A 26563-nucleotide genomic window follows, 5' to 3' on the forward strand; every position below is an offset into this window, starting at 1 on the left:
TGCCATCCTAGATATGATTTTTATCGAGTTGAGATTGAGTTTCTTTATGTTGAGATTGTTGAACTTGTTTGCTTTGTTGATTCTTTTCTAATTCGGTTTGGTAACGTGTAAGTGACGTTATCACTTCTAGCATGCTCTCTTGGCTACCAATACTGATTCGTACACAGTTACGCAAAGCAGGTTCGTGGTTTTGATTCCTTGTCACAATGCCATCCTTCGCCAACACACTGAACACTTGATGCCCAGGTTTTTGACGCAGCAAAATAAAGTTCGTCGATGAAGGGTAAACAGACTCGATGAAATCAAACTGCGTTAACTCACAAGCAAACCAGTTACGTAGTTCGACCAGCTTTTGTGTGGCGTCTTGCATCACTGAGACTCGTTCATCAGACAAAGCGTCTAACACGATTTGCGATGAGCAATCCGGCATCGGATAAGGTGGAATCAGCTTCGCAACATACTGCATCACATTTTGACTCGCTAAGATAAAGCCACATCGAACCGCAGCCAGTCCAAACGCCTTAGACAAGGTGCGAATCACTACCAAATGCGGATAACGCTCAATAAGGCCCACCGCTGACGTTTGTGGTTCAAACTCGATATACGCTTCATCGACTACCACTAGAGACTTTCCAATCGTGCCTTCCAGTACCTGAATCAAATCCGATTTAGGAATCACATTACCCGTTGGGTTGTTTGGTGAGCAAAGAAACACGATATTAGTCAACTTCGCTTTGTTCACGATATCAGCGACGTTCAGGCTGAAATCTTGCTGCAATGGAGAGTCCAAGGTATTAATCGCCAATGCATCAGCGCAAAACTCATACATCGCATACGTGGGTGAACAGATAAGTATGTTGTCGCTTGCCGGTTTACAGAATGTTCTGATCAGCAAATCAATCGCTTCATCGGCGCCACGAACGGCAACAGTCGCAGCATCAGTGCCACAGTAATCTTGGTAAGCCTTAGCAATATCTTGTGGTAAGAAGTCTGGGTATCGGTTGTGACTTACTTCTCCTTGAAACAGCGAGCTTTCCAATTCATTGGCGTTTAGCCAGACACGTCCATCACCGCCAATTCTTCTTGCTGATTGATAAGGTATTAATTTTTTTACAGCCTGAGGTACTAAACTATCGATAAAAGATGTCAAGAAGCTATCCCTTTCACAAAATCACAATGTCTTCACCACTGCCTTCATATTCAAAAAATGTGACTTATACACATATTGAATCACAAATGATGATTAAGTATTTACATTCAAACAGAACACTATTGATAAATGAATCGAAATAATCACATAATAGCCATGATAAAAAGTCATAGGTAAAGATATGAATCGCACACTTCCTTCAACTAAAACCTTGCTCGCGTTCTTGTCGACGGCAAGGCATCTCAACTTTACGCGAGCGGCACATGAGCTCAATGTGACGCAAGGTGCAGTAAGTCGTCAGATATTGTCGTTTGAAGAAAGCCTTGGCTGTGATCTCTTCTATCGCCATGCTCGAGGATTGTCTTTAACACCGAAAGGAGAAGAGCTGGTTCCTCTGATACAAGGAACGATTCATCAACTGCAATCGGCTCTCAATCAAGTCGCAAGTTCTCCCTCTAAGATCAAACTCAACGCCCCCAGCTGTATTACCTCTTGGCTGCTACCCAAGTTGATGTCTTTTCAGCAAGCCTACCCTGAAATTGATGTCGAGCTCACGTCGACCATCAAGCACGTTTTTGAACCAAGCTTTGACCCGTTTGACGCCGTAATCACCTATGGTAAGAAGCCAAACCAACAATCGATTGTGAGCCAGTTATTGTTCAACGAACAGCTGGCTCCGGTCTGCCAGGCGCAAAGCATTACTCAGAGCCATCTTGTAAGTAGCGCTTCTACTATCATCAAGCCACACAAGCTCGCTCAATACACTTGGTTACACGCCAACAATGAGCAAAGTGATTGGCGACTATGGTTAGATCACATAGGCAGCCACGACCTTTCAAGCAAGAACAACCAACAATTCGCGACACTTGATCAAGCGATGAATGCAGCTATTCAAGGATTTGGCATTGCCATAGGCGACATCACGCTGGCCAAGCAAGATATCGATTTGGGCAGGTTGGTGAAAGTGAGTGAAGGCAGTATCTTTTCTGGAAATGGTTACTTCTTGCTGCAGCCTAAGAATCGACAAAATACATCTTTATCTACGCTTGTTGATTGGCTTGTCGATTAGCGGCCATCACCGTAGATAGAACCACACTATAAACGGCAGTAGAGCGTCATAATGAGAATTTCATCGTTCTCAAAATGAAACTATTTTATGTCTGTTACGTATTGGTTGTCAGAGAATAGAACGTACCTCGCCTTAACTATTTGAAAAGAAGTTCAATTCTATCTAGTAGGGAAAATGTTCCGTTCAATTAGAGAAAATGGCATTCGAATTGCTTTGTCATAGATAACCCAACCAATATACAGCAGGTTGCAACAGTTTCACTGCAGCTTGTCACGGAGGATAGGCTATGACCTTACAAAGACATACGTATTACGGCTTGATTCACCATGGAATTAAAACCTTATTAATGGACAGAATTGGCCACTTCACAGAGCGTGAATATCACGAATATCTCGACCTAACGACAGGCAAATCGACGTGTTTTGCCATGAGTGAGCAAGAGCTCGAAAACACCTTAGACAGCTTAAAGAGTGAAGGTTACCTTGAAGACATCAAGAAGCTAATACCTCGCTACCAAACCACATCAATGCGATAACGTTATCCAACTCGATGATGAAAAGATCCGACTCGATAAAGCAATTAGATGGAATTAATTAGCACCCAATTGTCTCGGGCTATTTAGCATCGAGACAGTTTTCGTTAGACTGTCTGCAACTCAACTAACTGGACAGTCAGTGCCACATGAAGCAAATCCTTGATTTCATTCCTCTCATTATTTTCTTTGCGCTGTATAAGATGTATGACATCTACACGGCTACAGGTGCATTGATTGTTGCTTCCGCAGTACAAATCGTTTTGACATACGTCATCTACAAGAAAGTAGAGAAAATGCAGATCATCACATTTCTGATGGTTGCCGTATTTGGTGGCATGACCATTTTCTTGCACGATGACAACTTCATTAAATGGAAAGTAACCATCGTTTATGCATTGTTCGCTATCGGCCTGACCGTCAGTCACCTAATGGGTAAGTCAGCGATTAAAGGCATGCTGGGTAAAGAGATCACACTTCCTGAAGCGGTATGGAGCAAGATCAACTGGGCTTGGACTTTATTCTTTACTCTATGTGCCGTTCTCAACGTTTACGTTGCTTTCAGCCTACCCTTGGATGTTTGGGTAAACTTCAAAGTGTTTGGCTTACTGATCGCTACTTTTGCATTTACCTTGCTAACGGGTGTTTACATCTACAAGCATCTACCAAAAGATCAGCATTTGCCAAAAGACCAGCATCTACAAAAAGACCAGCAGAACGAGTTAACGGATAAAAATACCGACGAGAAGTAACCCTAAGGGATGAGTCCTCATCCCCTTTTTGATACAATTATTATCAATATGCTATTTAACAGTGGCCAATGATACTCGTGATCATTGGCCACTGATTGTTTGTGTTCTGTGAATACGTTAAAAATACGAGCCCCGCAAACACATCTATTTAAATTTAAAACAATCAATACCATTAAGAGTACAACAATGACTATTCAATCAACTTTGAACCCGATTGGTTCTTTACTTCTTCGCACTTTGGCGATGCCTTCTGATACCAATGCAGCAGGCCAGATTTTCGGTGGTTGGATAATGTCTCAGCTCGACCTTGCTGGCGGGATACTGGCGAAAGAGATCTCTAACGGCAAGATAGTCACGGTTTCAGTATCGAGTATCGAGTTCAAACAACCAGTTTCAGTGGGTGATGTGGTATGTGTTTATGGTGACTGCACCAAGATTGGTCGTAGCTCGATGAATATCGACTTAGAAGTATGGGTTAAGCCGGTACTTGATCACGGCATCGGCGATCGTTACAAGGTATGTGGCGCGACATTCAACTACGTTGCTGTAGATGAAAGCGGTAAACCTCGCCCAATCAACAAATAGTCCTTCGACGACCCTATCGCACTTTAAGGTCTTTAGTCGTTTCGATTAAAAATGCTAAAGACCTTCTCACTCTGCCGCACCATTTCACAATTTCTTATCATTAGCTCTTCCAATACCAATTAGTTCGCGTAAATTAGCAAGATAGCGAATTTAAACGCCCTCAATTTAGTGAAGTAAAATAAGGATATCTCAATATGTGGTACGTGATTTTTTCTCAAGACGTCGAAAATTCATTAGAAAAACGCCTAAGTGTTCGCCCACAACATCTAGAACGCCTACAAACACTTCACGATGAAGGCCGCCTTTTGACAGCAGGTCCAATGCCAGCGATTGATTCAGATAACCCTGGTGAAGCGGGCTTCACAGGCTCTACTGTGATTGCTGAATTTAATTCTTTAGACGATGCACAGGCATGGGCAGACGCAGACCCGTACATTGCTGCTGGTGTGTACCAAAATGTGATTGTTAAACCATTCAAGAAAGTATTTTAACGTGAAAAAATGGATTATCGGTTCACTGGCTGCTGTTCTGCTTGCAGGCTGTAGCTCATCAAGTGAACAAGACAAACAAAGACAGCTAGAAATGATGGCGCAACATCGCGCTGGCGTTTTATCCGCAGGCTTGCCGATTGAGTATGGCCCGCTGTCGGTCATGCGCGTACTGGCAAAAAACACGGTTATCGAAATCATGATGATCTACAACCAAGATGCAAAAGGTGCTAAACCTTTAAACCAAGTTGTAGACATGAGTGTGAATAGCTACTGCACCAACTCTGAAGTAAGAGCAAATCTCGACATGGGCTTGGCTTACAACATCAAGATTCGCAACACTCGCGGACAACTGATCGTTGAGAAGCTGATCAGTAAAGAGACGTGTCAAAGTAGCAGCTAGTTTCTAGCTCGAAATTCGAACAAGTATAAAACCAGAAGGCCTCGCAAATGCGAGGCCTTTGTTGTGGTTCATCGTGGATTAACGGATCAATCAAAATCTTAGACTGAATTATACCTCAGCTGATTCCCACTCTTTACGCAGTGTCTTCGTCGCCGAAACTAAGTTAGTGAGTGCCGCTTCTGTCTCTGCCCAGTTACGAGTCTTTAATCCGCAATCAGGGTTTGCCCACAAACGTTCTGCTGGAATTTTCTCTGCCGCTTTCTTAAGTAAATCAACAATCCACTCTTCTGACGGAATGTTTGGCGAGTGAATATCGTAAACACCCGGTCCAATCGCATTCGGGTAGTTGAACTCTTCAAACGCTTTCAGTAGCTCCATGTTCGAGCGAGAAGTCTCAATGGTAATCACATCGGCATCTAGCGCGGCTACTGAATCAATGATCTCGTTGAACTCGCTGTAACACATATGGGTATGGATCTGAGTTTCTGGTTTAGCACTCGCCGCTGAGATCTTAAAGGCATCGACCGCCCACTCTAGGTATTCTGCGTGGTCGCGCTTTTTCAGTGGTAAACCTTCACGAATAGCAGGTTCATCGATTTGAATAATGTTGATACCTGCATCTTGCAAATCAGACACCTCATCACGCAGAGCAAACGCCAGTTGGTTAGTGATCTCTTTGCGTGAGATGTCTTCACGTGGGAATGTCCAACATAGAATAGTGACGGGTCCTGTCAGCATGCCTTTCATCTGCTTTGAAGTCAGAGATTGAGCATAGGTCGACCATTCTACCGTCATCGGTTTCTCACGTTCTATATCCGCGACCACAATCGCTGGCTTCACGCAGCGAGAGCCATAGCTTTGTACCCAACCAAACTTGGTGGTTTGAAAGCCTGCTAGATTTTCCGCAAAGTACTCCACCATGTCATTACGTTCAGCTTCGCCATGAACAAGCACATCCAAATCCAGTGCTTCTTGACGCTTAACAGCATCTGCGATGTGACCTTTCAGTGCAGTGTTGTATTCCGACTCATTCAGTTTTCCAGTGCGGTAAGCACTGCGTTGAAGACGAATTTCCCCTGTTTGTGGGAACGAACCAATGGTTGTGGTTGGTAATAGCGGTAAACCCAACACCTCAGACTGATGCGCTGCGCGTTCTGCGTATGGAGCACTGCGCTCTGCTAGTGCTTTAGTAATGGTATTGAGTCGAGCTTGAACTTGCGGCTTATTCACATGAGTCGCGCTCTTACGTGCAACGATAGGTTGGCTGTAAGTCTCACACGCCAAAATGGCATTTTGATCGCCGTCTAACGCCGCACCCAATAAGCTCACCTCGGTCACTTTCTGTTTTGCAAAGGCAAACCAACTCTTCACTTCTTCGCTAAGCGTCTCTTCTAACTCCAAATCTACTGGGCTATACAGCAGCGAACATGAACTTGCCACCCACAGCTTGTCTCCCAGCTTCTCTTTCACAGGTTGCAGTAACTCAAGCTGAGAAGCTAAGTCTGCTCGCCAAACATTGCGTCCATTGATTGCACCCGCAGAAAGTACCCAATCTTCCGGTAACTTATTCACCACTTCATCAAGTTGCTGCGGTGCGGCAGCCAAGTCGATGTGTAAGCCGTTGACGGGCAATTCCACGATCTTGCCTAACGTATCAGTCACAGAATCAAAGTAAGTGGTCAGCAATAGTTTCACATCGCCTTGAATCACTTGATAAGCCAGTTTGAATGAATCAGCCCACTGCTTTTCAAGTTCCAGAGAAAGGATAGGTTCATCGATTTGCACCCACTCAACGCCCAACTTGGCGAGTTTTGCCAAAATCGCTTGGTAAGCAGTAAGCAAACGTGGAAGCAAGGTTAAGCGGTCAAAGCCCTCTTCCACTTCTTTGCCTAGATATAAGTAAGACAGCGGGCCGAGAAGGACTGGCTTCACCTTATGCCCGGCTTTAATCGCTTCACTCACTTCGTCAAACAATTGTGGCCAACTCACCTCAAACGAATCGTCTTTGCTGAACTCAGGAACAATGTAGTGGTAATTGGTGTTGAACCACTTAGTCATGTCAGAAGCCGCCGAACTGTCTTTAGTGCCATCATTAGACGTATGCGTACCACCGCAACAGGTAGACTGAACTTGAGACTGACCACGGCCAACACGAAACAAGGTATCCAGATCTGGGAAGGCTTTTTCATCTTCAGAACCACCAGCATGACGCTTTGGAACGTGGCCTAGAAGTAGAGTCGTTGTCAGAACATGGTCGTACCATGCGAAGTCACCCGCAGTTGCAAAGCTTAGATTCGCGTCAGCTTGTACATTCCAGTTACGATTTCTTAATTCGCTGCCGAGTTGCTTGAGCTCAGATTGATCGATTTCACCGCGCCAGTATTTCTCGAGCGTGAATTTAAGTTCGCGTTTTTCACCAATGCGTGGGTAGCCAAGAATATGCGTTGTTGTCGTCATGAGTCTGTTCCTTATTCGATAATTTTAATTTCCGGTCAGACTGCCTTTGATGTTTTAATTTTCCACAAAGGCGTCTGGATGGCTAAACTATCTCCTTAATCCGATCTATGGACAACGTCCAAATATTCATCTTGTTTATTAATAATATTCATCTTTAATCATTCAAAGATGAACAATTTAAATCCGTCTGGACATCTAGACGTTTACAAAAGATCAAAAACACCGTAGGGTGATTATTAAGAAATATTGAATTGGCTTAGGGAATATGAGGAATACTCATGATAGAGCTTAAACACCTTCGAACATTGACCACCTTGAGAGACAGCGGATCGTTAACAGCCACTGCGACCTCTCTTCACCTGACTCAGTCGGCGCTTTCTCATCAATTAAAAGATCTTGAAGCGCGTATTGGCGGTCAGCTTTTCCTACGAAAAACTAGGCCAGTAAAATTCACCTCTGAGGGTGAGATCTTGCTTAAGCTTGCCGATGAAATACAGCCAAGAATAGCTAAAGCAGAGAACGAACTCGCAAGCCTGAAAGAGGATGTGAATGGTCGCTTGCACATGGCGATTGAGTGTCACTCATGCTTCCAATGGCTAATGCCCGCTTTGAAAGAGTACCAAGTTGCTTGGCCAAGCGTGACGCTCGATTTCTCGTCAGGCTTTGGTTTTGAGCCGCTGCCCGCATTAATGGCAGGTGAGTTAGATTTGGTGATCACCTCTGATATTCAACCGCGTTCGGAAGTCCATTACGAACCGCTTTTTGATTTCGAGATGCGTTTGATTACAGCAATCAATTCACCTTTGGCCGAAAAATCGAGCATTGATCCGCAAGATCTTAGCGATATCACTATGCTCACCTACCCGGTTCAAAAACAGCGTTTAGATGTCGTGAAGCACTTTTTGCAGCCAGCGGGTGTTGAACCTAAAAAATGGAAACAGGCAGACAACACACTAATGCTGGTTCAAATGGTGTCGGCAGGGCTCGGAGTTGCAGCTTTGCCTAACTGGGCAATTAGTGAATTTTCAAGACAAGGACTCATTGCCAGCAAACCATTAGGCAAAGGGCTTTCAAGAAGGTTGTTCGCAGCGGTAAGAAACTCAGAAAAAGACAAACGTTACCTGCAAGCTTTCTTTAGCACGGCAAGACAGCAAAGTAAGAGTCACCTAGATGGCATTGAGGTCGTTTAAGAGACTCGTTGTTGGGTTAGTTTATGCCTGCGTTGAACCTGATAGGCATGCGCCAGAAACAAAAAAGTCACAGATTATCTGTGACTTTTTTCTTTTAGCTTTAGTACCGACAATGGCGGTACTTGTTCATTCACGATACTAGCTCACTCTCGATAACTAGTTCATTCTCGATAACTGGCTCACAATCGATAACTAACTCGCTATCAATAGAACATGCGCCAGTTTGCTGCTTATCTTGGATAAGACTTAAACTGGTTAGTTAATGGATCGTATTGATAGCCAAGCATATCAAGCTTACCTACAACACTTTCTATATCCATTTCATACATACTGATCAGCTCTTCAAAGCTATCGCATTCTAAGCGAAGTTTTTCATTCACGATTCCCAGCAAAATAATGCTATCGAAACCTTTGACGTTGCTTAAATCCATCCCGTACTCCTAACGAACACACCGACCAGATTTAAGTTTAGAACGCTTACCAACACCACGCTAAAAAACAGATCACACTTTTTCGATTCAACACTGAAAGGCTTGTGAGATCAGTAACCTTCTACATCGCCCAAACTGGCGTTAAACCAACAGCCGCCGCCAATAACATCAACAATGAAAGAGTCAGCTGAAGCTTTTCAGGGGTTTTGACAAACAGCAAATGCCAACACCAAACCACGATAGAAGAGATAAGCAAAGCAAAGCTAAACAACAAAGTTGAAATAACAGGTTCTAGTTGCGCTTCAGACAGTGAATAAACGTTAATCACGGTCGCCAACACCACCAACATGCCACTTAATACGCCCACAACAGGCAGAACACGGTGAAATGCTTGTAAGCGCGTTCTTGCAATCGTCAGCAGTAAATGACCAAACGCAGACCCCAACAGTGCCACCAGCAGTAAAGTAGTAATAATACCGACGGTAGTTGCTTGCTCAGTCGCTTGAATAGCAACGTATGAAAGCGCCAAACCACACGCAAGGTACATCACCCAGATAGGGCCTGAGTCACGTGTCTTCTTAGTTTGAACTTGAGAATAGAAATAGAAGATAGCGAATACGATCAGAAACGCTTCAATTCTTAATGAAGCAACAGCAAGCCAAAGCACGCCAATCGCAGGTAACATCTTGTGAATACGGCCACGTTGACCAGGGCAAATGTCACCCTTCACTAAGATTAAAGTTAAGATCAGTTGGGCTCCTAATAGCATGGGAGCAAATTGTACTAATAATGATTCGACCATTGTGGATCTACTTATTCAGACTTATTTTCGCGAATAATATCAAAAACTGCTGCGAACACTAATCAAAATCACAAATTAGCGACGTTATTCAAGGCTTCAACTATGCTGTTGTATGGTTCTTTTGTCAGCATTATCTGCAAAATGGCGAAAGACATCAGAACTAACAGGGGCATGTTCTACTGGCTAGTCTAGGCTCATGCCGCTATAATTCCCGCCTCAAAAATCAGAGGTTGAAATATGTACAGCGATATCACTCCTATTCACGAACACAAAAAATACTGGGCCGAGTGCTACGGAACAGCACCCTTTTTGCCTACCAGTAGAAAGGAGATGGATGCTCTTGGATGGGATAGCTGTGACATTATTATTGTAACTGGTGACGCTTATGTCGATCACCCGAGCTTTGGTATGGCTATCATTGGCCGTTTGCTTGAAGCTCAAGGCTTCCGCGTGGGCATCATTGCCCAACCAAAGTGGGACAGTAAAGATGCCTTTATGGAACTGGGTAGACCTAACCTATTCTTCGGCATCACAGCGGGTAACATGGATTCCATGATCAACCGCTACACCTCTGATCGCAAACTTCGTCACGACGATGCCTACACACCAAACAATGAAGGTGGTAAGCGTCCTGACCGTGCAACTCTGATTTATTCTCAACGTTGTCGTGAAGCCTACAAAGGCACGCCAATCGTTCTTGGTGGTATTGAAGCCAGCTTACGTCGAGTTGCGCACTACGACTACTGGTCTGATAAAGTTCGTCGCTCTGTATTGTTTGATGCAAAAGCAGACATTCTTCTTTTCGGTAACGCTGAGCGTGCACTGGTTGAAGTGGCACACCGCATTGCCGATGGCGAAGACATGTCTACGCTGACAAACATTCGTGGTACTGCTATCAACTTGCCTGCAGCGCCTGAAGGTTACAAAATTATTGATTCTTCTCGTATCGAAAAACCGAACAAAGCCTACGTTCCGGTTAACCCGTACGAAGTAGAAACGCAATGTGATACCAAGAAAGATGAAAAAGAAGAAGTAAAAGCGCAGCCAATTACGATTCGTCCTTCTCGTCACGATGCAAAAACAACCGCGGTTCGTATCCCTGGTTTCGAAAAGCTCAATAACGACCGTATTCTTTACGCTCACGCTAGCCGTATTCTGCACCTAGAGACCAACCCGTATTCAGGTCGTGCTCTTATTCAACGTCACGGTGACCGCGAACTATGGGTAAACCAAGCGCCAATTCCTCTTGCAACTGAAGAGATGGATTACGTGTTTGGCCTTGCGTACAAGCGTGTTCCGCACCCTATGTATGGCAAAGCAAAGATCCCTGCATACGACATGATTAAAACTTCGGTTAACATCATGCGTGGTTGTTTTGGTGGTTGTTCTTTCTGTTCAATCACAGAGCACGAAGGTCGTATCATTCAGAACCGTTCGAAAGAATCGATCTTGGATGAAATCGAAGACATTAAAGATAAAGTACCTGGCTTTACCGGTACGATTTCTGACTTGGGTGGACCAACGGCGAACATGTATCGTCTAGGTTGTTCTGATCCTAAAGCTGAAATTAACTGTCGTCGCCCATCATGTGTGTTCCCTAAAATCTGTGAAAAACTGAACACAGACCACCAGCACACCATTGACCTTTACCGCTCAGCGAGAAAGGTTCCGGGCATCAAGAAAGTGATGATCGCATCAGGCGTTCGTTATGACCTTGCGATTGAGTCTCCAGAATACGTACGTGAGCTTGTGACTCACCACGTTGGTGGTTACTTGAAGATTGCTCCAGAGCATACTGAAAAAGGCCCTCTGGATCTGATGATGAAACCGGGCATGGGCACTTACGATCGTTTCAAAGAGATGTTCGAGAAGTACAGCGCTGAAGCCGGTAAGAAACAGTACCTAATTCCTTACTTCATCTCTGCTCACCCGGGTACGGAAGATGAAGACATGCTCAACCTTGCGTTGTGGCTGAAAAAGCACAACTACGAGTGTGACCAAGTACAGAACTTCTACCCATCGCCAATGTGTAATGCGACGTCGATGTACTACTCAGAGACCAACCCTCTGAAGCGCGTGAAATACAAAAAACGTGAAGATGTTCCAGTGCCTAAAGGCGATCGTCAACGTCGTCTGCATAAAGCATTGCTTCGTTATCACGATCCAGAAAACTGGAAGATCATCCGTGAAGCACTGATCAGCATGGGCAAAAAGCACCTGATTGGTGACAAAGCGAACTGCTTAGTACCAGAAGAAGACTTTGAAGCTCAAACACCGGCACAGCGTCGTAAGTCTGGTCGTCATGGTTCACAACGTTTTGCAACTAAGCACAGTAAAGCTCAACCGGGTCTTGGCGGAGAAAGCCCACGTAACCATTCTAAGCCAGGTGGCAATAAGCCTAAACCGGGTGGTAAGAAGCCAACAGGTAGCCAAGGTAACGGCAATCAGGGCAACGGGAAGCAGAACGGTAATGGTAACGCGAATAAACCAGCGACTGGTTTCATCAAAAAAGCCCCTGCTAGCCAGCAATCACAAGGCAACGGCGGCGGAAATGGCAAGCCAAACCGCAGCAAAGCAGGCAATGGTCAAGGTGGTAAACCAACAAGTAACGGAAAGAATCGCCAGCGCGCAACACAGCGTTAATATAGCGACCCCATTTACTTGGTTATCATAAAAATACAAAGCGCATCTATTTAGCTGCGCTTTTTTGTGTCTGTTACTAATGAACGACCCGAAGGTTTCACTTGGTTATGTGATTACAAGGGATTCTAACGGGTGAAGACCCAATACTGGCTAAACAAATAGTTAGTGACCATGCCCACCAAGATACCTACGGCCATCGCGATAAATACAGCCCCAGTAAATGCAGGAAGCAATTCAGTCATCAGCTTAAAGCACAGCAAATTAGGTATCGCCGATATCGATGCGGAAAACATGAACTTTTGCCACTGAATCAACTTCTCTGACCAACTATCCTGCCCTTTGAAGTCAAAAGTTAGCACTCGATTACCAAACCATGTTGTCGTGGCGGCTGCAATGAAAGATCCTATCCGTGCACTCATCAAAGGCAGCCCAACGGCATAATGCAGTAATGCAAAAACTAAGCAATCAACAACAAATCCGCCAACACCAACCACAGCAAATCGAACCACCTTGTGGTGAGACTGTAACCTCTGACTGTGCGTTTGAAGCTTGTTGTTGAACATTCGTAACCCCGAGTTAACGCTAAACATCGCTGCCACTTTGAATATGACTCAACGATAGATTTGGCTTGATGCTTGAGCTATGACAGCTGAATAAAGCACGCTTTATTTTCACCGTTGGCTCTAGAATACACGTTAATGCGTTCTCTTTAATCTTGGTTTCCACTTCAGATCTTTTACCAATCAGATAGAACTTATCAATGCCATCTAGCTGCTCGATATCGAGAAGTCTTTTCGCTTGACCATGACTGTAAAATTGCCCAGAGAATGGTCGTTTACCCACGTAAAAGCTTGGCGCAGAATCCGTAATCTGTTCGAAGATAATGCGGTCACTTTTCTCGTTCGCCTTGCCGAGATTCAGGTAGACCATCGCAATCATTAGCAACACAGGTAGAACCAAAGCCACGCTCGAGAACCACTTCTTATCTTTTTCCACTACGAGTATAGCAATCAACAAGCCAAGGGCCGGAATACCTGGCAGGACGTACGCTGGGAGAATATTGCCCGCCATAGTGAAAAGAATCAGAGGTGAAATCAACCAACAGACAAGAAATGAAAACAAACCGCGATTTTCAGTATTAATTTCTGCAATTTTCTTACGTCGAGCAAATGCCAATATAGGTAATACAATCGACCACGGCGCAGCCGCTTGAAGCCAAAACAGCCAGATCATACCTCTTGCTTGGTCATGGGCAGAGCCGTACAGATCGCCCTCCCAGCCACTCACAACAAAACGCTTAAAGTGCTCGCCAACAATAAAGTAATCAATAAAGCCCGGTGTTGCCATTTCAGCCATGATGTACCAAGGCAAAGCTATTGCTAGCATCACACCCAAGCCAGACAACAATGGAAAGCGTTGCCAAAGCACTTTGAAAGCGCCAAAGAAGCCATGTTGTAATACTAACCAAGGGAAAACTGCGATGCCCATAATGACAATCGCTACTGGCCCTTTTGCAAGCAAGCCTAACGCTAAACCAATGAAACCGACATAACCCCAAGATCGATTAGTCTTCGCACTGCCTTCGCCTTTCCAACCCTCTCCTCCTAGCCAACACAAGTAGAAGCCTAACATGGCAATGGTCATCGCTAAGGTTAACGCGATGTCTGTCATCACAGCGCCCGCGGCAATAGAGAAAATACCGCATGTCGCCAACACTACCGCGGCAACCAACGCACTTTGCCCAGTTCGCTTCGCCATGTAAGCGGTTAACAAAATCGTCGCTACTCCCGCTAACCAGTGAGGTGCACGAACAGCAAACTCACTCAAACCAAACAGCTCAATACCAGCAGCACTCATCCATGTGAACAACGGTGGCTTGCCCCAAAAAGGAATGCCGTAATCAAACTGAGGTGTTAACCAATTACCGGTTTCTACCATCAAGCGAGCCATTTCTCCGTAGCGCGCCTCCGTAGTATCCATTAACGGATAAGTCGCCAAAGATAGGAGTCTTAAAACCAGTGCAAAAGCCAACAAATACCATAGGTGCGTTCTGTTCAGGCTCATGCTGACTCCTCTAATTTGAAATGTGTTTTTAATGCAGGTGTATCGACCACCGATTGGATCAGATACAAAGGACGATTCTTGGTTTCAATGAAAATACGACCTATGTACTCTCCCATTAAACCAATACTCAGGAGTTGAATACCGCCAAGGGCAAGTTGCACGACCATCATTGACGGATAGCCCGTGATGGGCTCACCAAACATAATGGTTTTGAATACGATGAAGACGCCATACACAAAAGCAGTAAGTGCCACTAAACCACCAACGGCCGTCGCAATGCGCAGTGGTCTGATAGAGAATGAGGTAATGCCATCCATCGCCAATCCGATGAGCTTGAGATAGTTCCACTTGGTCTCACCACAGAAGCGAGCATCACGCTTAAATTGGAGCGTCGCTTGTCGGAAACCCGGCCATGAAAAAATGCCTTTCATGTAGCGGTTACGTTCTGGAAGCTGATTGATATGGTCGACAACCTCTCGGCTTAACAGTCGAAAGTCACCCACGTTCTCAGGCACATCAATCTTCGCAGCCACGTTCATTACTTTGTAAAAGCTCGCTGCTGAAAACTTCTTAAACCATGTTTCACCGTCGCGCTGGCTACGCTGCATATTGACGACGTCATAACCTTCGCGCCACTTAGCAATCATTTGCGGGATAAGCTCAGGTGGATCTTGTAAGTCAGCGTCTAGCAAAATCACCGCTTGTCCCCGACAGTGCTCAAGGCCTGCGCTCATCGCTGATTCTTTGCCGAAATTACGGCTTAAACCGATAACAGAAATTGAGCTATTGATTGAAGTGAATGAGCTCACCAACTCCAAGCTGCTGTCTTTGCTACCGTCGTCGACATAAACGATTTCACTCTTGATGGGTAAGCTATCAAGCACCTTGGTAAGGCGAGAGTGGAACTCTTCCAATACCTCTTGTTCATCGTAAAAAGGCACAATGATAGACAGAGAAACCGCAGGGTTGATCTGCGATGTAGATATCTTAGGGCGGCTTATATGAAGTTCAGACATAATACGTTCTTCTATTTTTTAATCTGAATCCAATCTACCCTCCCATAAGTGAAAGTTATGTTATTGACATATTTTTCACGCTCACTCAGGATAATGTTACCGTCTATTTCTGTATGAGAATCAAAATGAAACGAGTTCTATTAGTCGAAGATAACCGTGAAATCGCAGGTGTCTTGTTTGATTATTTTGAGTGTATTGGCATGGAACTCGATTATGCGGACAACGGCGAACTCGGCCTGCAACTCGCGTTGGAAAACTCATTTGATATCATCATATTGGATCTGATGTTGCCAAGAATGGACGGCCTCACGGTTTGTAATAAACTGCGAGACCAAGGCAACGCAACGCCTATTCTAATGCTTACCGCGTTAGATAGCCGAGATGACATGTTGAAAGGGTTTGAGCATGGTGCCGATGACTATCTAACCAAACCTTTTGATTTGGATATTTTGGAAGCCCGAATGAAAGCGCTTGTTCGTCGTTACCGAGGAAAAGTAGCTTCTTCTAAGCTTCAGTTTGATGAACTCACCATTGATCAAAAAACCCGTAAAGCCTACCGTAAAGACAAACTGCTCGCACTTAACCCAACCACTTACACCATCCTTGAGATGCTGTGCCAAAAAGCACCTGAAGTAGTGACTCGTGAAGATATTTCCTACAAGCTATGGCAGGAAGACGAACCCAACAACGATGTGTTACGTAGCCATATCTATCAGCTGCGTAATCAACTCGACAAGCCTTTTGACACCCAAATGTTGATTACTGTCCCTAAAGTAGGATTCCGTTTGGAGTCTTCAAATTGATTTTGAACGTTCTCACTAGCACTAAAACTCTAACTGGCCGCCTAGCGGTTTTCTTTGGGGCAATGGCGGTCATTGTCTCGGTCTTTACCTACATAGTGTTTATGTCTGCACTTTATCTATCAGAAGATCGGGTGGGCGAAAGACGTATCTTGATTGACCGAAACTATGCGGTCGAGCAATTTCAGTCAGGGGAGAGTGGTAAAATTCGCATCGATGGTCTTACCATGGCATACAATGACCCTTCATTCATCCCTATCGAATACCGGAAATACATTGAAGGTAAAGAGAGCTTTGTTGGTGAGGTAGGAGAAGAGCCTGATTCACGAATGGTGTATGTCGGTGAGTATTCTGACAAAGGGAAAACCTATCCAATCATCCTTTTATCTGAAGTTGACCGCGTCGAGTTTAGTCATGACGAATTGGTGTACGCAACAACATTCGTTTTAACATTACTTTCCATTTTAATTTTTAGCTTTGGCGCTTTGCTCTATCGATTATCGAAACGACTGATAGAACCTTTCAACTTACTTTCAGAGCAACTTGAGACAAATAAATTAAACCTAAGTGAAGAGTTCGGTGTAAGTGATGACGCCGCCGTTGAGTTTCGCCAATTAACTGATCAGCTTAATCAATATCGTCGTGAAATTAATTCATTACTCAAACGAGAACAAGCCTTTGCTCGTTATTCAAGTCATGAGTTAAGAACCCCACTAACGGTCGCTCGTGGTGCGAATAAATTGCTATTAAGAAGCGAAACAACGGAATTTCAATCTCGTCAGGTTGAGCGCATTGATGAAGCCATTATCCAGATGTCAGAAATGGTCGATGCCCTACTCGGTTTAGTTCGTTATGAAAGAAACAGTGACGATGCACCACTGCGCTTGTTTAGTCAGCAAGAGTTAGAAGCTATCGTTTCCAAGAATTCATTACAGGCGGATGAAAAGCTAGTCGAGATATCCCTACACATTCAATCAGAGCCTACCATTCAAGCCACCAGCGCGATCATGAATATGTTGGTCGGCAACTTATTGAGAAATGCCATTGCAGCGACCAATAGTGGTACTGTCACTGTTACCCTGTCCGAGCAGAGTATTGTGATTGAAGACCAAGGTGAAGGCCTTCAGGAACAATACAATCCGAATGGTCATGGATTAGGTTTATTGATTGTCGACGACTTGTGCCAACGCTTCCATTGGGACTTTGATTTGGTCAATCGTAACTCTGGAGGGTGCACTGCCAGAATCGCCTTTCAGACAGATTCACCCTCGCCCATACCAGAGCAAATAAACTCGTAGTACTAAGTTCAATATCCAACGAAAACTTGATTTAGTTGGTTTACAGCACTTGCAGGCTACTAGATACTCGTTAGTCCAATTTGATTTTAAAATGCTGGCTTTTTAGTCAGCATTTTTACTAAGTGCGATGAAACTAAATAATAGCCCTGTAACTCAACATCAATTTAACGATCACACTTTTTTCTTAAAGCGTGACGATCAGCTGCACTCCCACTTTTGCGGCAATAAAGCCCGCAAATTCATGAAGCTGCTGGAAGACGATCACCCAGAAACTACAACATTGATCAGCTATGGTTCTGCGCAGGCTAACTCTCTGTTCTCACTCGCGGCACTGGCAAAGATCAAAGGTTGGACGCTTGAGTTCTACGTCGACCACATTCCCCAGTGGCTACTAGAACGCCCAATAGGTAATTACCGTGGTGCAGTAGACCTTGGTGCGAAGGTAATTTCAGTCAAAGAGACAGGCTCTGAGCTTCATCCACAGGAGTATATTGAGCAAATAAGACAGCCAGATTCTCAGTGCATTGTATTGCCTGAAGGTGGACGCTCTCAGCTTTCTGAATACGGCGTGAAGCAACTGGCGATGGAAATACTTAGCTGGACGCGTTTCGAAAACAAACACGATTTCGTGGTTGCACTACCAGCAGGCACCGGCAGTACGGCTCTGTATCTACATAAGCATTTAAAAGTGCACAACATCCCGGTAATCACCTGCGCTTGTGTTGGCGGCAGTGACTACCTTACACAACAATTTAATGAGCTTGGTGAGTCCGATCATCCACAAATACTGCCGCTCAAAACCAAGCACCACTTTGGTAAGCTGTATCAACAGGACTATCAAACCTGGTTGGATCTACAAGAACAAACGGATATTGAATTCGATCTGCTGTATGACCCATTAATGTGGCAATGTTTAGAACGATGGCAAGATAACAACCCAACCAAAACCATTATCTATATCCATCAAGGTGGCATCTTGGGCAATGAGTCGATGTTGCCGCGCTATCAGCGAAAATATCCGGAGATGAGCATTAGCAAAACCAACGCATCTTGGTAGTTGTTTTCCTTTATTCCCCAGTTTAGCTATTCAAGTTTTGGTAAGCTGAAAACATCACAAAACAGCCATAACACTCCCTCTCGATGGCTATTCATCAGCAATAGCCACCTGCTCTCCCTGCCATACATTTCAAGTTAGAAACAGAAATCTGGCGAGAATCATCGCGTTATCTATACTTTCGATTGGAACGTCTCTGTCATCGAAAGGAATAACGCATGCGAACACTCACTACGCTAGGCTTGTTTTCAGTTTTGCTGCCCTTCTCTGCAATTTCGGGAGAAAACGTCACTTATCAAGTCGACGGTATGGATTACGAAGGTTATTGGAGTGAAGCCAGCGACCAAGCGCCTTTAGTGCTGCTAATACATGATTGGGACGGCTTAACTGATTACGAAAAAAAACGTTCTGAAATGCTCAACGAACTCGGTTACAACGTGTTCGCCATCGACCTATTTGGTAAAGGCATCCGCCCAACCGAAGTCAAAGACAAAAAGCAACACACGGGCGAACTATATAAAGACAGAGAAAAAATGCGCGCACTACTTAATGCGGGAGCAATGGAAGCGAAAAGACTTGGCGGCAACTTAGATAACAACGTGATGATGGGATATTGTTTTGGCGGAGCTGCTGTTTTAGAAGCCGCGCGTGCGGGCATCCCATCGAAAGCTTATGTCACTTTCCATGGTGGTTTATCAACACCGAAAGGCCAAGATTACTCTCAGACTAAAGCGCCTGTCGTCGTATTCCATGGCACAGCAGATTCGATGATTTCAATGCAAGATTTTGGCAACCTCGCCGCTGAACTTGAAACGACCAAGGTTCCACATGAAATGATCACTTATAGTGGAGCACCACATGCGTTTACCGTGTTCGGCTCCAATAATTACCAAAATGAAGCCGACCAAAAATCATGGGAACGCTTTACTCAGTTGTTAAGTTCGGTATCTCGTTAACTTTCAATCTTGGTAACTGTTCAACGACAACCTATTACCTAATTCGTATTAATTATTAGCGAGTATTTCTCTAACTTTGGTGTCCGTCACTCAAAAAGAAAGCGCTTTCTTGTAGTGTATCACTATTATCAATTAAGCACTCTGAATCAGATATGCTTTTTTAACTGTGAGAAATTATGAAATATTTAGCAATACTACCAGCGGTATTCGCACTCAGCGCCTGCTCAACAGTGACAGAGTCACCGGTTATCTACCACAAAACGTCTCCGGGGCTGGAATCACTACAAAACAACGAAAACTGCTGCGAAACCCTGAGTAACATTCAATATCAAAACATCGCGAATCCAGAAGAAACATTCGTTTCAATCACTACAGCAAGCCCAAAAGTGGAGTTTAAATCTGGCCGCTCTTTTGCTGAGGGGATTAAGCTTCCGACCACGCTAGATGCTATTCGTTTCTCAGTGACTTCAAATGCGGGTTATTCTACGTTCGTCCCATCACTTTTAGTTTTGGACCAAAACTACCAGCCGTTAGATGTTATTGGCAATGAAAGCATTAAGTACCAACCACTTAGCCTGCTTGATGGTGCACAATATGGCGCACAAGTAGAACTTCAGGAACGTTACTTAAACGGCGAGGCTCCTGCTTACTTGGTCGTATTCACAACCAGCGAAGCACTCTCAGAAACAACTCCCGTCGAAAAACCAAGTGATATGGCAATGCGTTCTGGTGATATCCAAGCAAACATTGCTCACAATACGGACTACGAAATCCCCCACTCTGCGATCGGAAAAGTCTCCTTTGATTTTGAATTCACAGCAGTAACGACTGTTGTTGAAGAACAAAATCGTCAAAAGCGAGTTCAACAAATCATTCCTGAAGCAAGCGCAATAAAGTCTGATCTGTTAACGGAGAATCCCTTAAACCAGAAAGAGGTTTATAGCACTCTTATTGAAAACTCAGTTTCATCGGGAGACTTCAGCGCAGCACTGACTTACGTTGAAGAATCTGAACGACTAGGTATTGAGGGGATGCGAAACACCTTTGTTGACGCGATGAAACAATATCAAAAAGCACAATAACTCAGCCTCAAAGTAGTCGTTTATTTTCTCTCACTTTACCTCTTTTTTGAGCAAACGAGAGTTAAATAAACGACTGTTATCCCTCAGCCCTATTCAGGCATAAACGAGAATTCTAATTGCTCTAATTCTAAGCCTAATTTGATGAATTCAATATCCAACGAATAAAAGCCTTTATCCAGCTTAACAGGAAGCCCCTCAACTGAAACTGTCTCGCCATTAGTACCATTCACTGATAGAGACATCGCATACACCTTATTGAAACTTAAACTACACGCAGATTGAGCCAAGGTACCGCTATCGTAATGAACAATACCCGTACATCGATACACGCCTGCATGCTTAACGTACAAGACAATGCTCCGGTTTTCTTGGGTATTAAGTGGTAGTACTGTTACACGTTGCTCGGTAGTAAGCTGACAAAAATCACCATCAATCTTGTCCTGATAACTGTCTGAGTTTTTCGTCGCCTCAAAGCCCTTAACTGGATCAAAAGCGACCAATGGGCGACCCATCGCAGGGGATTCCATAATAAAACGACAGATATTTATCGCGCTTCGTTGCAACTCTCCCAAACTCAACATCCCATTTTCAAGCGCCTGTAATGTATCGTCGTTTGATGCGTTACTTTCAGCGCCATCGTGCTCAACGACCATATACAGATCATTTTGAGAGCGAAGCATAAAGGATGTGTAACTTCGGCTTTCAGAACCTCCTTTGATTGGGTCATTCATTTTTGCCCACCAATCCGTCATCACTATCCCTTTATAGCCCCACTCCTTTCGAAGAATAGTAGTATTGAGGTCGTAATTAGATGCAGCCCAGTGACCATTGATGGGGTTGTAAGCGGTCATAATGCTTGAAGCTCGCCCTTGCCTTACCGCTATTTCAAAAGGCCTTAGATGAATCTCACGGAGCGCTCGCTGAGAAACCACACTATCAACATCAAATCGTCCAGTTTCTTGGTCGTTCGCAACCAAATGTTTGATAGTACCGGACACACCTGCAGATCTAAGCCCAGAAACCTGAGACGCCGCCATAGCTCCGGTCAAAAGAGGATCCTCAGAAAAATACTCGAAGTTTCGCCCGTTCAAAGGATGACGATGAATGTTAATCCCAGGCCCAAGCAATGTATCAATATGATTGGCTTGCATCTCTTTCCCTACTAAATAAAACAGTTGTTCATTCAGTTCTGTATTCCATGTGCAGCCCAATAGCGTGCCAATCGGGACTTGTGATGCTTTGTGTCCACTATCCATTCGGATACCCGATGGGCCATCAGCAGCCGCAACAATAGGGATACCTAAATCAAACAAGCTTGGTGATACACCACCAAAAGCCGCAGCCGTGCCAGGGGTTACCTTGGGGCTGCACATGCCTTCACCACGAACAATTGTCGCCAGCTGTTGTACCGTCATTTGCGATACAAACGCCTCAATATTCGCCTGTCCCTGCTTCACATCAAGCAACTTGATTCCCTTATCTTCACTAAAAGGAATCGAAGTTGGGAGTTCAGTTAGGATACGTTTGCTCAAATCTACACTTCGTAGTGGCACAGATTCATAGTCGCAACTGTAAACCCCATTTTGCCCTATCTCTTTTGGAACGAGCCTTTTAAAAGCGGTGACGGGTGCCAGAGCTTCCGTTAGTTGCTCAACAACTATTAGTTCATCAACTTTTATGCTTTCGTCAACCAGCCTTGCTTGTCGAACGCTGCCTCCCAAATAGAACTGATATTCCCCTGCTTCAAGTACATAGCTATTAGGGTGGCCCGTCTTACCACTATCATCAAATGACGCTAACGAAGATAGAAGAAATGAAACCTTCACACGTGCTGTTTCGTTTGGATCCAAAGTAGGTGTTTTTGCAAATCCTGTAAGTGCTCTAGATGGCTTCCCCAGCAGGCCTTGAGGCGATTCAACATACAGTTGAACAACATCCTTACCACTGTATTTCTCGCCTATGTTTTTAACTTCAATATCGAAGACCAACTCTTGTTCAGAGCCGGATCCAAGAATCGTTAATGCATTTAATTTATTTGAAAATTTGGTGTAGGAAAGCCCGAAACCAAATTCAAATTGAACGGATTTTGGGTTAAAGGTTTCAAAGTATCGGTACCCAACATAGATATCTTCTTGGTACAGATTACGCTCTTTATTTCCGAAGCTAGCGCTGGAAGGGTAATCAGATAAAGAGTGCGCAATAGTGTCGGTCAAACGTCCACTCGGGCTAACATCACCTGATAAAACATCAGCTAATGCATGCCCACCTTCCATCCCTGCAGCCCAGCTATACAAAATCGCCTTGATCGACCTTGCATCTTTGAGTGAGCTTACCCATGACATATCAATAATGTTGGTCACGTTCAGTATCACAATGACATCATCAAAATGTCCCGTCACTTTCTCCAACATTTGCATTTCGAGCGCGGTTAAATTGTAACTGCCTTGCTGCTGTGCATTGTCTTGATCCTCACCCGCCGTTCGACCGATAAAGATAATGGCTTTGTTAGATTTGGCGGCAGCATCCATCACAGCTGAAGTTGAAAGAGGCATTTCATCTTGAAACCAAGGTTCTACTGCCCAACCACCACCGCCGTCATTGAACGGGTTGTCCTTGACCCAACGTTGGTATACCTCCACCAAACTGAGATTAAGATTGATGTTTGGATTTTCATGCAAGCCATGTAATGCATTTACGGAATAAGGCACATTCACCGCTCCACCCGATCCAGTGCCACTTCGGTAGGTATCAATCTGACATCGACCAAAAAGAGACACCGTATCACTAGTCTGCAATGGCAATATTGAATCACTATTTTTTAGTAGCACAATGCCCTCAGTAGCCGCTTGTCGACTTATTGGTGCAAGCTGCTTCTGTGCTTCGAGAATTTCCACAGTATCCATTTTGAGTCCTACCATTTTTTTACTTAGAGCAAAAATTTGACCTCTCGCTCTAAAAGTTAATATTGTCTTTGTTCAAAAAATAGTAATCTTAACTACGGCGTGTAACTACCAAATAAGCGACAGTTATGGGTAAAATAGCGACATGAAAACCAAATTTAGACTCCAAAGTCATCAGAGATATCCCCAGATAAAATTTGCCTATGTCGATGGTCATCACAATTTCGACTTTGACGTACATAGCCATGACTTTTCTGAACTTTTCTTAGTTGTGAGTGGTAGCGGGAAGCATACGGTAGCTAGCCACACTTACCCTTTAAGTACAGGAGATGTATTTGTTATTAATGGGGATATTGAACATGGATTTTGTGAAGTAAATAAACTGAAGATTGTAAACTTGATGTTTGATACGGCATTGCCTTTTTTTGAGGTTCCTTCAATGCGTCAAATGCCGGGCTATCAAGCACTTTTCAAGGTAGAACCGATTGCTCGACAAGCGTCGGAATATCAAGCAAAGCTTACGTTATCAGTTTCTCAGTTGAAACGAATCAATGAACTTCTACAACAAATCAAATCGGAATACGACAATGCAGAACAGGGGTTTGAAATCATATTGACGAGCACAATGCAGCAACTTGCGATAGAACTTGCTCGGCGATATCAAGAACAGACCCATAGCTTACCAAAAACAACCCTAGCATTGAGCCGTGCTCTCGCACATATTGACCGTCATTACAAAGAAGTAGGATTAGATACAGAAGCCATTGCACAAGCGGCGTATATCAGCAAAAGGCAACTAGAAAGGTTATTCAGGCAGTTTTTAAATACATCCCCGAACCAATACATCAAAGGCCTTCAAATTAGACACTCGGCAACCTTATTGTTAAACGACAACAAAAGCATCCAACACATTGCTGAGTCTTGCGGCTTTTCTGACAGCAATTATTTCTCCAAGTGTTTTAAGACCCAAAATGGATGCAGCCCTCGAGAATTTAGAAAGCAACATTCTTCCCATAACTCATAATCCTTTGCCCCTTAAACCTTAAAAGATTAAAAGATTAAAAGATTAAAAGATTAAAAGATTAAAAGATTAGATATGTCACACATAAAAAAACCGCTTCTTTCGAAGCGGTCAATGAGTATCTTTGGCAAGAACACATTTGAAAAGAAATTCAAATATGGAAGACTCATAGCAATAAAAATGAAACTCTTTGTGCTGCTAGGAAAGAGATCAACTATTGCAATAAATAGGGATATCGAGAACCTTACCCGCCCTAAAGGCAAGGCCGTCATACCACTCCCCCGGTATGCTCGATATCACTTAAGACCCGAAGGTAAAAAATTCTACCACCACATGTCAGCTTGAATACCTACAACAAAGTCGCCCTCTTTACCCGTGCCGTCTTGCATTTCACCATCAAGGTAAGATGCCATAAAGCGAATTTCTGGAGATGGACCGAAGCCAGAGTGCACAACTAGAGTCGGTGCTACTGTTAGCTTGTAATCATAAGAATTCTTTGACTCACCATTACGGTCTTCGTAGTTGTACATGTAACCAGCTTCGGTAGCGATAAAGAAGTTTTCTGAAATTGGGAACGTTGGTCGCACCATTGCTGATACCCAGCCGTCTGTGTCGCCATTGTCAAAATCGTTGTACTGGGTTTGAAGAGAGTGGAAAATATTCACACCATTGTCAAAAAAGTACCCACCCCATGCTAAAGCACGTAGTGATACATCGTTTTCATCAACAGCCTTCAAACAAGACGTCCCACAGCCCGTGCCTGTCGTTAACCAACTTTGATAGTCGCTACCAGGCTTGTACGTGTTGTAAGTTGTAAGAGTACCACCTAAAAGGTTACCCGAACCTAAGCCTTTACCAGCCTGCGCGATGTATTTTGTAAAGCCTTTATCTGACAACCCAAAGACAGACTCAGTGTGAACAATTGCCGTCATTTCATAGCCATTCTCAGCGAATGCTTCTGGACCATTACCAAAACCTAAATCGACCATATTGTCTGGCATATACTTAGCCATAGCGTGAAGTTCAACATTGCCAAAGTTCACGCCAGCATGAAGTGCATGCATGATATTGTTGCTGTCACCCCAGAAACTTGTATCGCCAGAATCATCGCTTGCAATGTAAGCAAAGTCCCACTTATTACCACCTAGCTCAACACCTTCAATACCAACACCAGTACCCGACATATCCGTGTAGAAAAAGTCGGTCATAAAGATGTAATTATCTTTACCATAAAAGCGCTTACCCCCCCATACAACACCGGTTTCAGATACACCTTCAAACTCGACAAAAGTTTCTGCCATACCAATTTCGCTGTTGGTTGCATCGGCATTGGCACCAAGCTGGTTGGTTGCATATTCCGCATTGTTGGCTGCAGCTCGTGTTTTGATTCGAATTTTCTGACCACCGTCATTCTCAAAATTTTTCTGCAGTGCAACTTCAAAGTGACTATCCGACTCAACACCCAATCGACCTAAACGCTCTTTAGATGCAGGGAACTTTGCACGTTTAAAATCATCATTTTCACTGAATAGAACACCAGCACGGAAATAACCGTGAAATTCAAATCCATCCGATTTTTCGGCATGTACAGCAGGTGCAGTAGACAAGCCAGCTGTAGCGACTAAACAAGCAAGGGTAAGCTTAGAAAGTTTCATAATAACTCCATGTTCTAAATTATACTTTCACAAAGAAAGCGCTTTCTTTATTTTTCTTAAAAAAACCAATCGAACAGATTTAAAGAAGATCAAATCTAAGCCCACATTTACTATGCACTCTTAATCTTATTGGCTTTAACCGCTCAGTTGGTATGGAAAGAGTATAAATCGATCCTGTGAATATAAACCGTGATCAAACCCAACAAAGAAAGCGC

At 44.0% G+C, this 26563-nt stretch carries 23 protein-coding genes; 14 read left to right on the forward strand and 9 right to left on the reverse strand.

What is annotated here, in order from left to right; genetic code table 11:
• Window positions 1-7: 7 nt before the first annotated feature.
• A complete protein-coding gene (gene hisC, locus AC3CIA_RS10035) occupies window positions 8-1150 on the reverse strand; it encodes a histidinol-phosphate transaminase (RefSeq protein WP_114633740.1) in 1143 nt (380 codons plus the stop codon).
• A gap of 181 nt (window positions 1151-1331) precedes the next feature.
• On the opposite strand from hisC, the gene AC3CIA_RS10040 reads away from it, so the two are divergent.
• The 6 genes from AC3CIA_RS10040 (at window position 1332) to AC3CIA_RS10065 (ending at window position 4979) form a co-directional block, all read left to right on the forward strand.
• Window positions 1332-2219, forward strand: a complete 888-nt coding sequence (locus AC3CIA_RS10040; RefSeq protein ID WP_054547331.1) for a LysR substrate-binding domain-containing protein — start codon at window positions 1332-1334, stop codon at window positions 2217-2219.
• 286 nt (window positions 2220-2505) lie between these two features.
• Window positions 2506-2754, forward strand: a complete 249-nt coding sequence (locus AC3CIA_RS10045; protein WP_004736516.1) for a hypothetical protein — start codon at window positions 2506-2508, stop codon at window positions 2752-2754.
• A gap of 146 nt (window positions 2755-2900) precedes the next feature.
• Window positions 2901-3503 carry a septation protein A gene (locus AC3CIA_RS10050; RefSeq protein WP_054547330.1) on the forward strand — a complete coding sequence of 201 codons (603 nt, stop codon included), beginning with the start codon at window positions 2901-2903 and terminating at the stop codon, window positions 3501-3503.
• Between the two features lie 186 nt (window positions 3504-3689).
• Window positions 3690-4088 (forward strand): acyl-CoA thioester hydrolase YciA, encoded by a 399-nt coding sequence (gene yciA / locus AC3CIA_RS10055; RefSeq protein ID WP_017061510.1) that lies wholly within the window; start codon window positions 3690-3692, stop codon window positions 4086-4088.
• Window positions 4089-4282: 194 nt separating this feature from the next.
• Window positions 4283-4579, forward strand: coding sequence for a YciI family protein (locus AC3CIA_RS10060; protein ID WP_004736512.1), 297 nt, complete (start codon window positions 4283-4285; stop codon window positions 4577-4579).
• A 1-nt stretch (window position 4580) separates the two neighbouring features.
• Window positions 4581-4979 carry a GspS/AspS pilotin family protein gene (locus AC3CIA_RS10065; RefSeq protein WP_029225239.1) on the forward strand — a complete coding sequence of 133 codons (399 nt, stop codon included), beginning with the start codon at window positions 4581-4583 and terminating at the stop codon, window positions 4977-4979.
• Window positions 4980-5087: 108 nt separating this feature from the next.
• Here the strand turns inward: AC3CIA_RS10065 and metE are convergent, their stop codons facing one another.
• A complete protein-coding gene (gene metE, locus AC3CIA_RS10070) occupies window positions 5088-7436 on the reverse strand; it encodes a 5-methyltetrahydropteroyltriglutamate--homocysteine S-methyltransferase (protein ID WP_488518073.1) in 2349 nt (782 codons plus the stop codon).
• A gap of 278 nt (window positions 7437-7714) precedes the next feature.
• Here metE and AC3CIA_RS10075 point away from each other — a divergent pair, with 278 nt between their 5' ends.
• Window positions 7715-8626 (forward strand): LysR substrate-binding domain-containing protein, encoded by a 912-nt coding sequence (locus tag AC3CIA_RS10075; protein WP_017076389.1) that lies wholly within the window; start codon window positions 7715-7717, stop codon window positions 8624-8626.
• Between the two features lie 230 nt (window positions 8627-8856).
• On the opposite strand, the gene AC3CIA_RS10080 is transcribed toward AC3CIA_RS10075, so the two are convergent.
• Entirely contained in the window at window positions 8857-9057 is a 201-nt protein-coding gene (locus AC3CIA_RS10080) for a DUF4250 domain-containing protein (RefSeq protein ID WP_004736508.1), read from the reverse strand.
• A gap of 121 nt (window positions 9058-9178) precedes the next feature.
• Entirely contained in the window at window positions 9179-9859 is a 681-nt protein-coding gene (locus AC3CIA_RS10085; protein ID WP_054547328.1) for a hypothetical protein, read from the reverse strand.
• Window positions 9860-10189: 330 nt separating this feature from the next.
• On the opposite strand from AC3CIA_RS10085, the gene AC3CIA_RS10090 reads away from it, so the two are divergent.
• Complete coding sequence (locus tag AC3CIA_RS10090; RefSeq protein ID WP_054547327.1) at window positions 10190-12502, forward strand: YgiQ family radical SAM protein; 2313 nt, start codon at window positions 10190-10192, stop codon at window positions 12500-12502.
• A 125-nt stretch (window positions 12503-12627) separates the two neighbouring features.
• Here the strand turns inward: AC3CIA_RS10090 and AC3CIA_RS10095 are convergent, their stop codons facing one another.
• Genes AC3CIA_RS10095 through AC3CIA_RS10105 form a run of 3 tightly spaced genes read right to left on the reverse strand, consistent with a single transcriptional unit; the run spans window position 12628 to window position 15582 of the window.
• Window positions 12628-13092, reverse strand: a complete 465-nt coding sequence (locus tag AC3CIA_RS10095; protein WP_054547326.1) for a GtrA family protein — start codon at window positions 13090-13092, stop codon at window positions 12628-12630.
• Window positions 13085-14566 (reverse strand): ArnT family glycosyltransferase, encoded by a 1482-nt coding sequence (locus AC3CIA_RS10100; protein ID WP_473575783.1) that lies wholly within the window; start codon window positions 14564-14566, stop codon window positions 13085-13087. Before AC3CIA_RS10100 ends, AC3CIA_RS10095 begins: the two co-directional genes overlap by 8 nt.
• Complete coding sequence (locus AC3CIA_RS10105; RefSeq protein WP_004736502.1) at window positions 14563-15582, reverse strand: glycosyltransferase family 2 protein; 1020 nt, start codon at window positions 15580-15582, stop codon at window positions 14563-14565. The genes AC3CIA_RS10100 and AC3CIA_RS10105 overlap by 4 nt, the downstream gene beginning before the upstream one ends.
• 125 nt (window positions 15583-15707) lie before the next feature.
• Here AC3CIA_RS10105 and AC3CIA_RS10110 point away from each other — a divergent pair, with 125 nt between their 5' ends.
• From AC3CIA_RS10110 to AC3CIA_RS10130, 5 genes are all read left to right on the forward strand, one after another.
• Window positions 15708-16385: a response regulator transcription factor gene (locus AC3CIA_RS10110; RefSeq protein WP_029405344.1), complete on the forward strand. Its 678-nt coding sequence runs from the start codon at window positions 15708-15710 to the stop codon at window positions 16383-16385.
• On the forward strand, window positions 16382-17680 hold the full coding sequence (locus AC3CIA_RS10115; RefSeq protein WP_488518074.1) for a sensor histidine kinase: 1299 nt from the start codon (window positions 16382-16384) through the stop codon (window positions 17678-17680). Before AC3CIA_RS10110 ends, AC3CIA_RS10115 begins: the two co-directional genes overlap by 4 nt.
• Window positions 17681-17807: 127 nt before the next feature.
• Window positions 17808-18737, forward strand: a complete 930-nt coding sequence (locus AC3CIA_RS10120) for a pyridoxal-phosphate dependent enzyme (protein WP_488518075.1) — start codon at window positions 17808-17810, stop codon at window positions 18735-18737.
• Window positions 18738-18952: 215 nt separating this feature from the next.
• Window positions 18953-19690: a dienelactone hydrolase family protein gene (locus AC3CIA_RS10125; protein WP_054547321.1), complete on the forward strand. Its 738-nt coding sequence runs from the start codon at window positions 18953-18955 to the stop codon at window positions 19688-19690.
• Window positions 19691-19866: 176 nt separating this feature from the next.
• Complete coding sequence (locus AC3CIA_RS10130) at window positions 19867-20772, forward strand: MalM family protein (RefSeq protein ID WP_488518076.1); 906 nt, start codon at window positions 19867-19869, stop codon at window positions 20770-20772.
• Window positions 20773-20861: 89 nt separating this feature from the next.
• Here AC3CIA_RS10130 and AC3CIA_RS10135 read toward each other — a convergent pair whose 3' ends face one another.
• Window positions 20862-23675: a glycoside hydrolase family 3 protein gene (locus AC3CIA_RS10135; RefSeq protein ID WP_488518077.1), complete on the reverse strand. Its 2814-nt coding sequence runs from the start codon at window positions 23673-23675 to the stop codon at window positions 20862-20864.
• 142 nt (window positions 23676-23817) lie between these two features.
• Here AC3CIA_RS10135 and AC3CIA_RS10140 point away from each other — a divergent pair, with 142 nt between their 5' ends.
• Window positions 23818-24696 (forward strand): helix-turn-helix domain-containing protein, encoded by an 879-nt coding sequence (locus AC3CIA_RS10140; protein WP_171314174.1) that lies wholly within the window; start codon window positions 23818-23820, stop codon window positions 24694-24696.
• A 320-nt stretch (window positions 24697-25016) separates the two neighbouring features.
• Here AC3CIA_RS10140 and AC3CIA_RS10145 read toward each other — a convergent pair whose 3' ends face one another.
• A complete protein-coding gene (locus tag AC3CIA_RS10145) occupies window positions 25017-26348 on the reverse strand; it encodes a carbohydrate porin (protein WP_488518078.1) in 1332 nt (443 codons plus the stop codon).
• Window positions 26349-26563: the final 215 nt, after the last annotated feature.

This window comes from Vibrio sp. QJM3NY_27 (assembly GCF_057785955.1).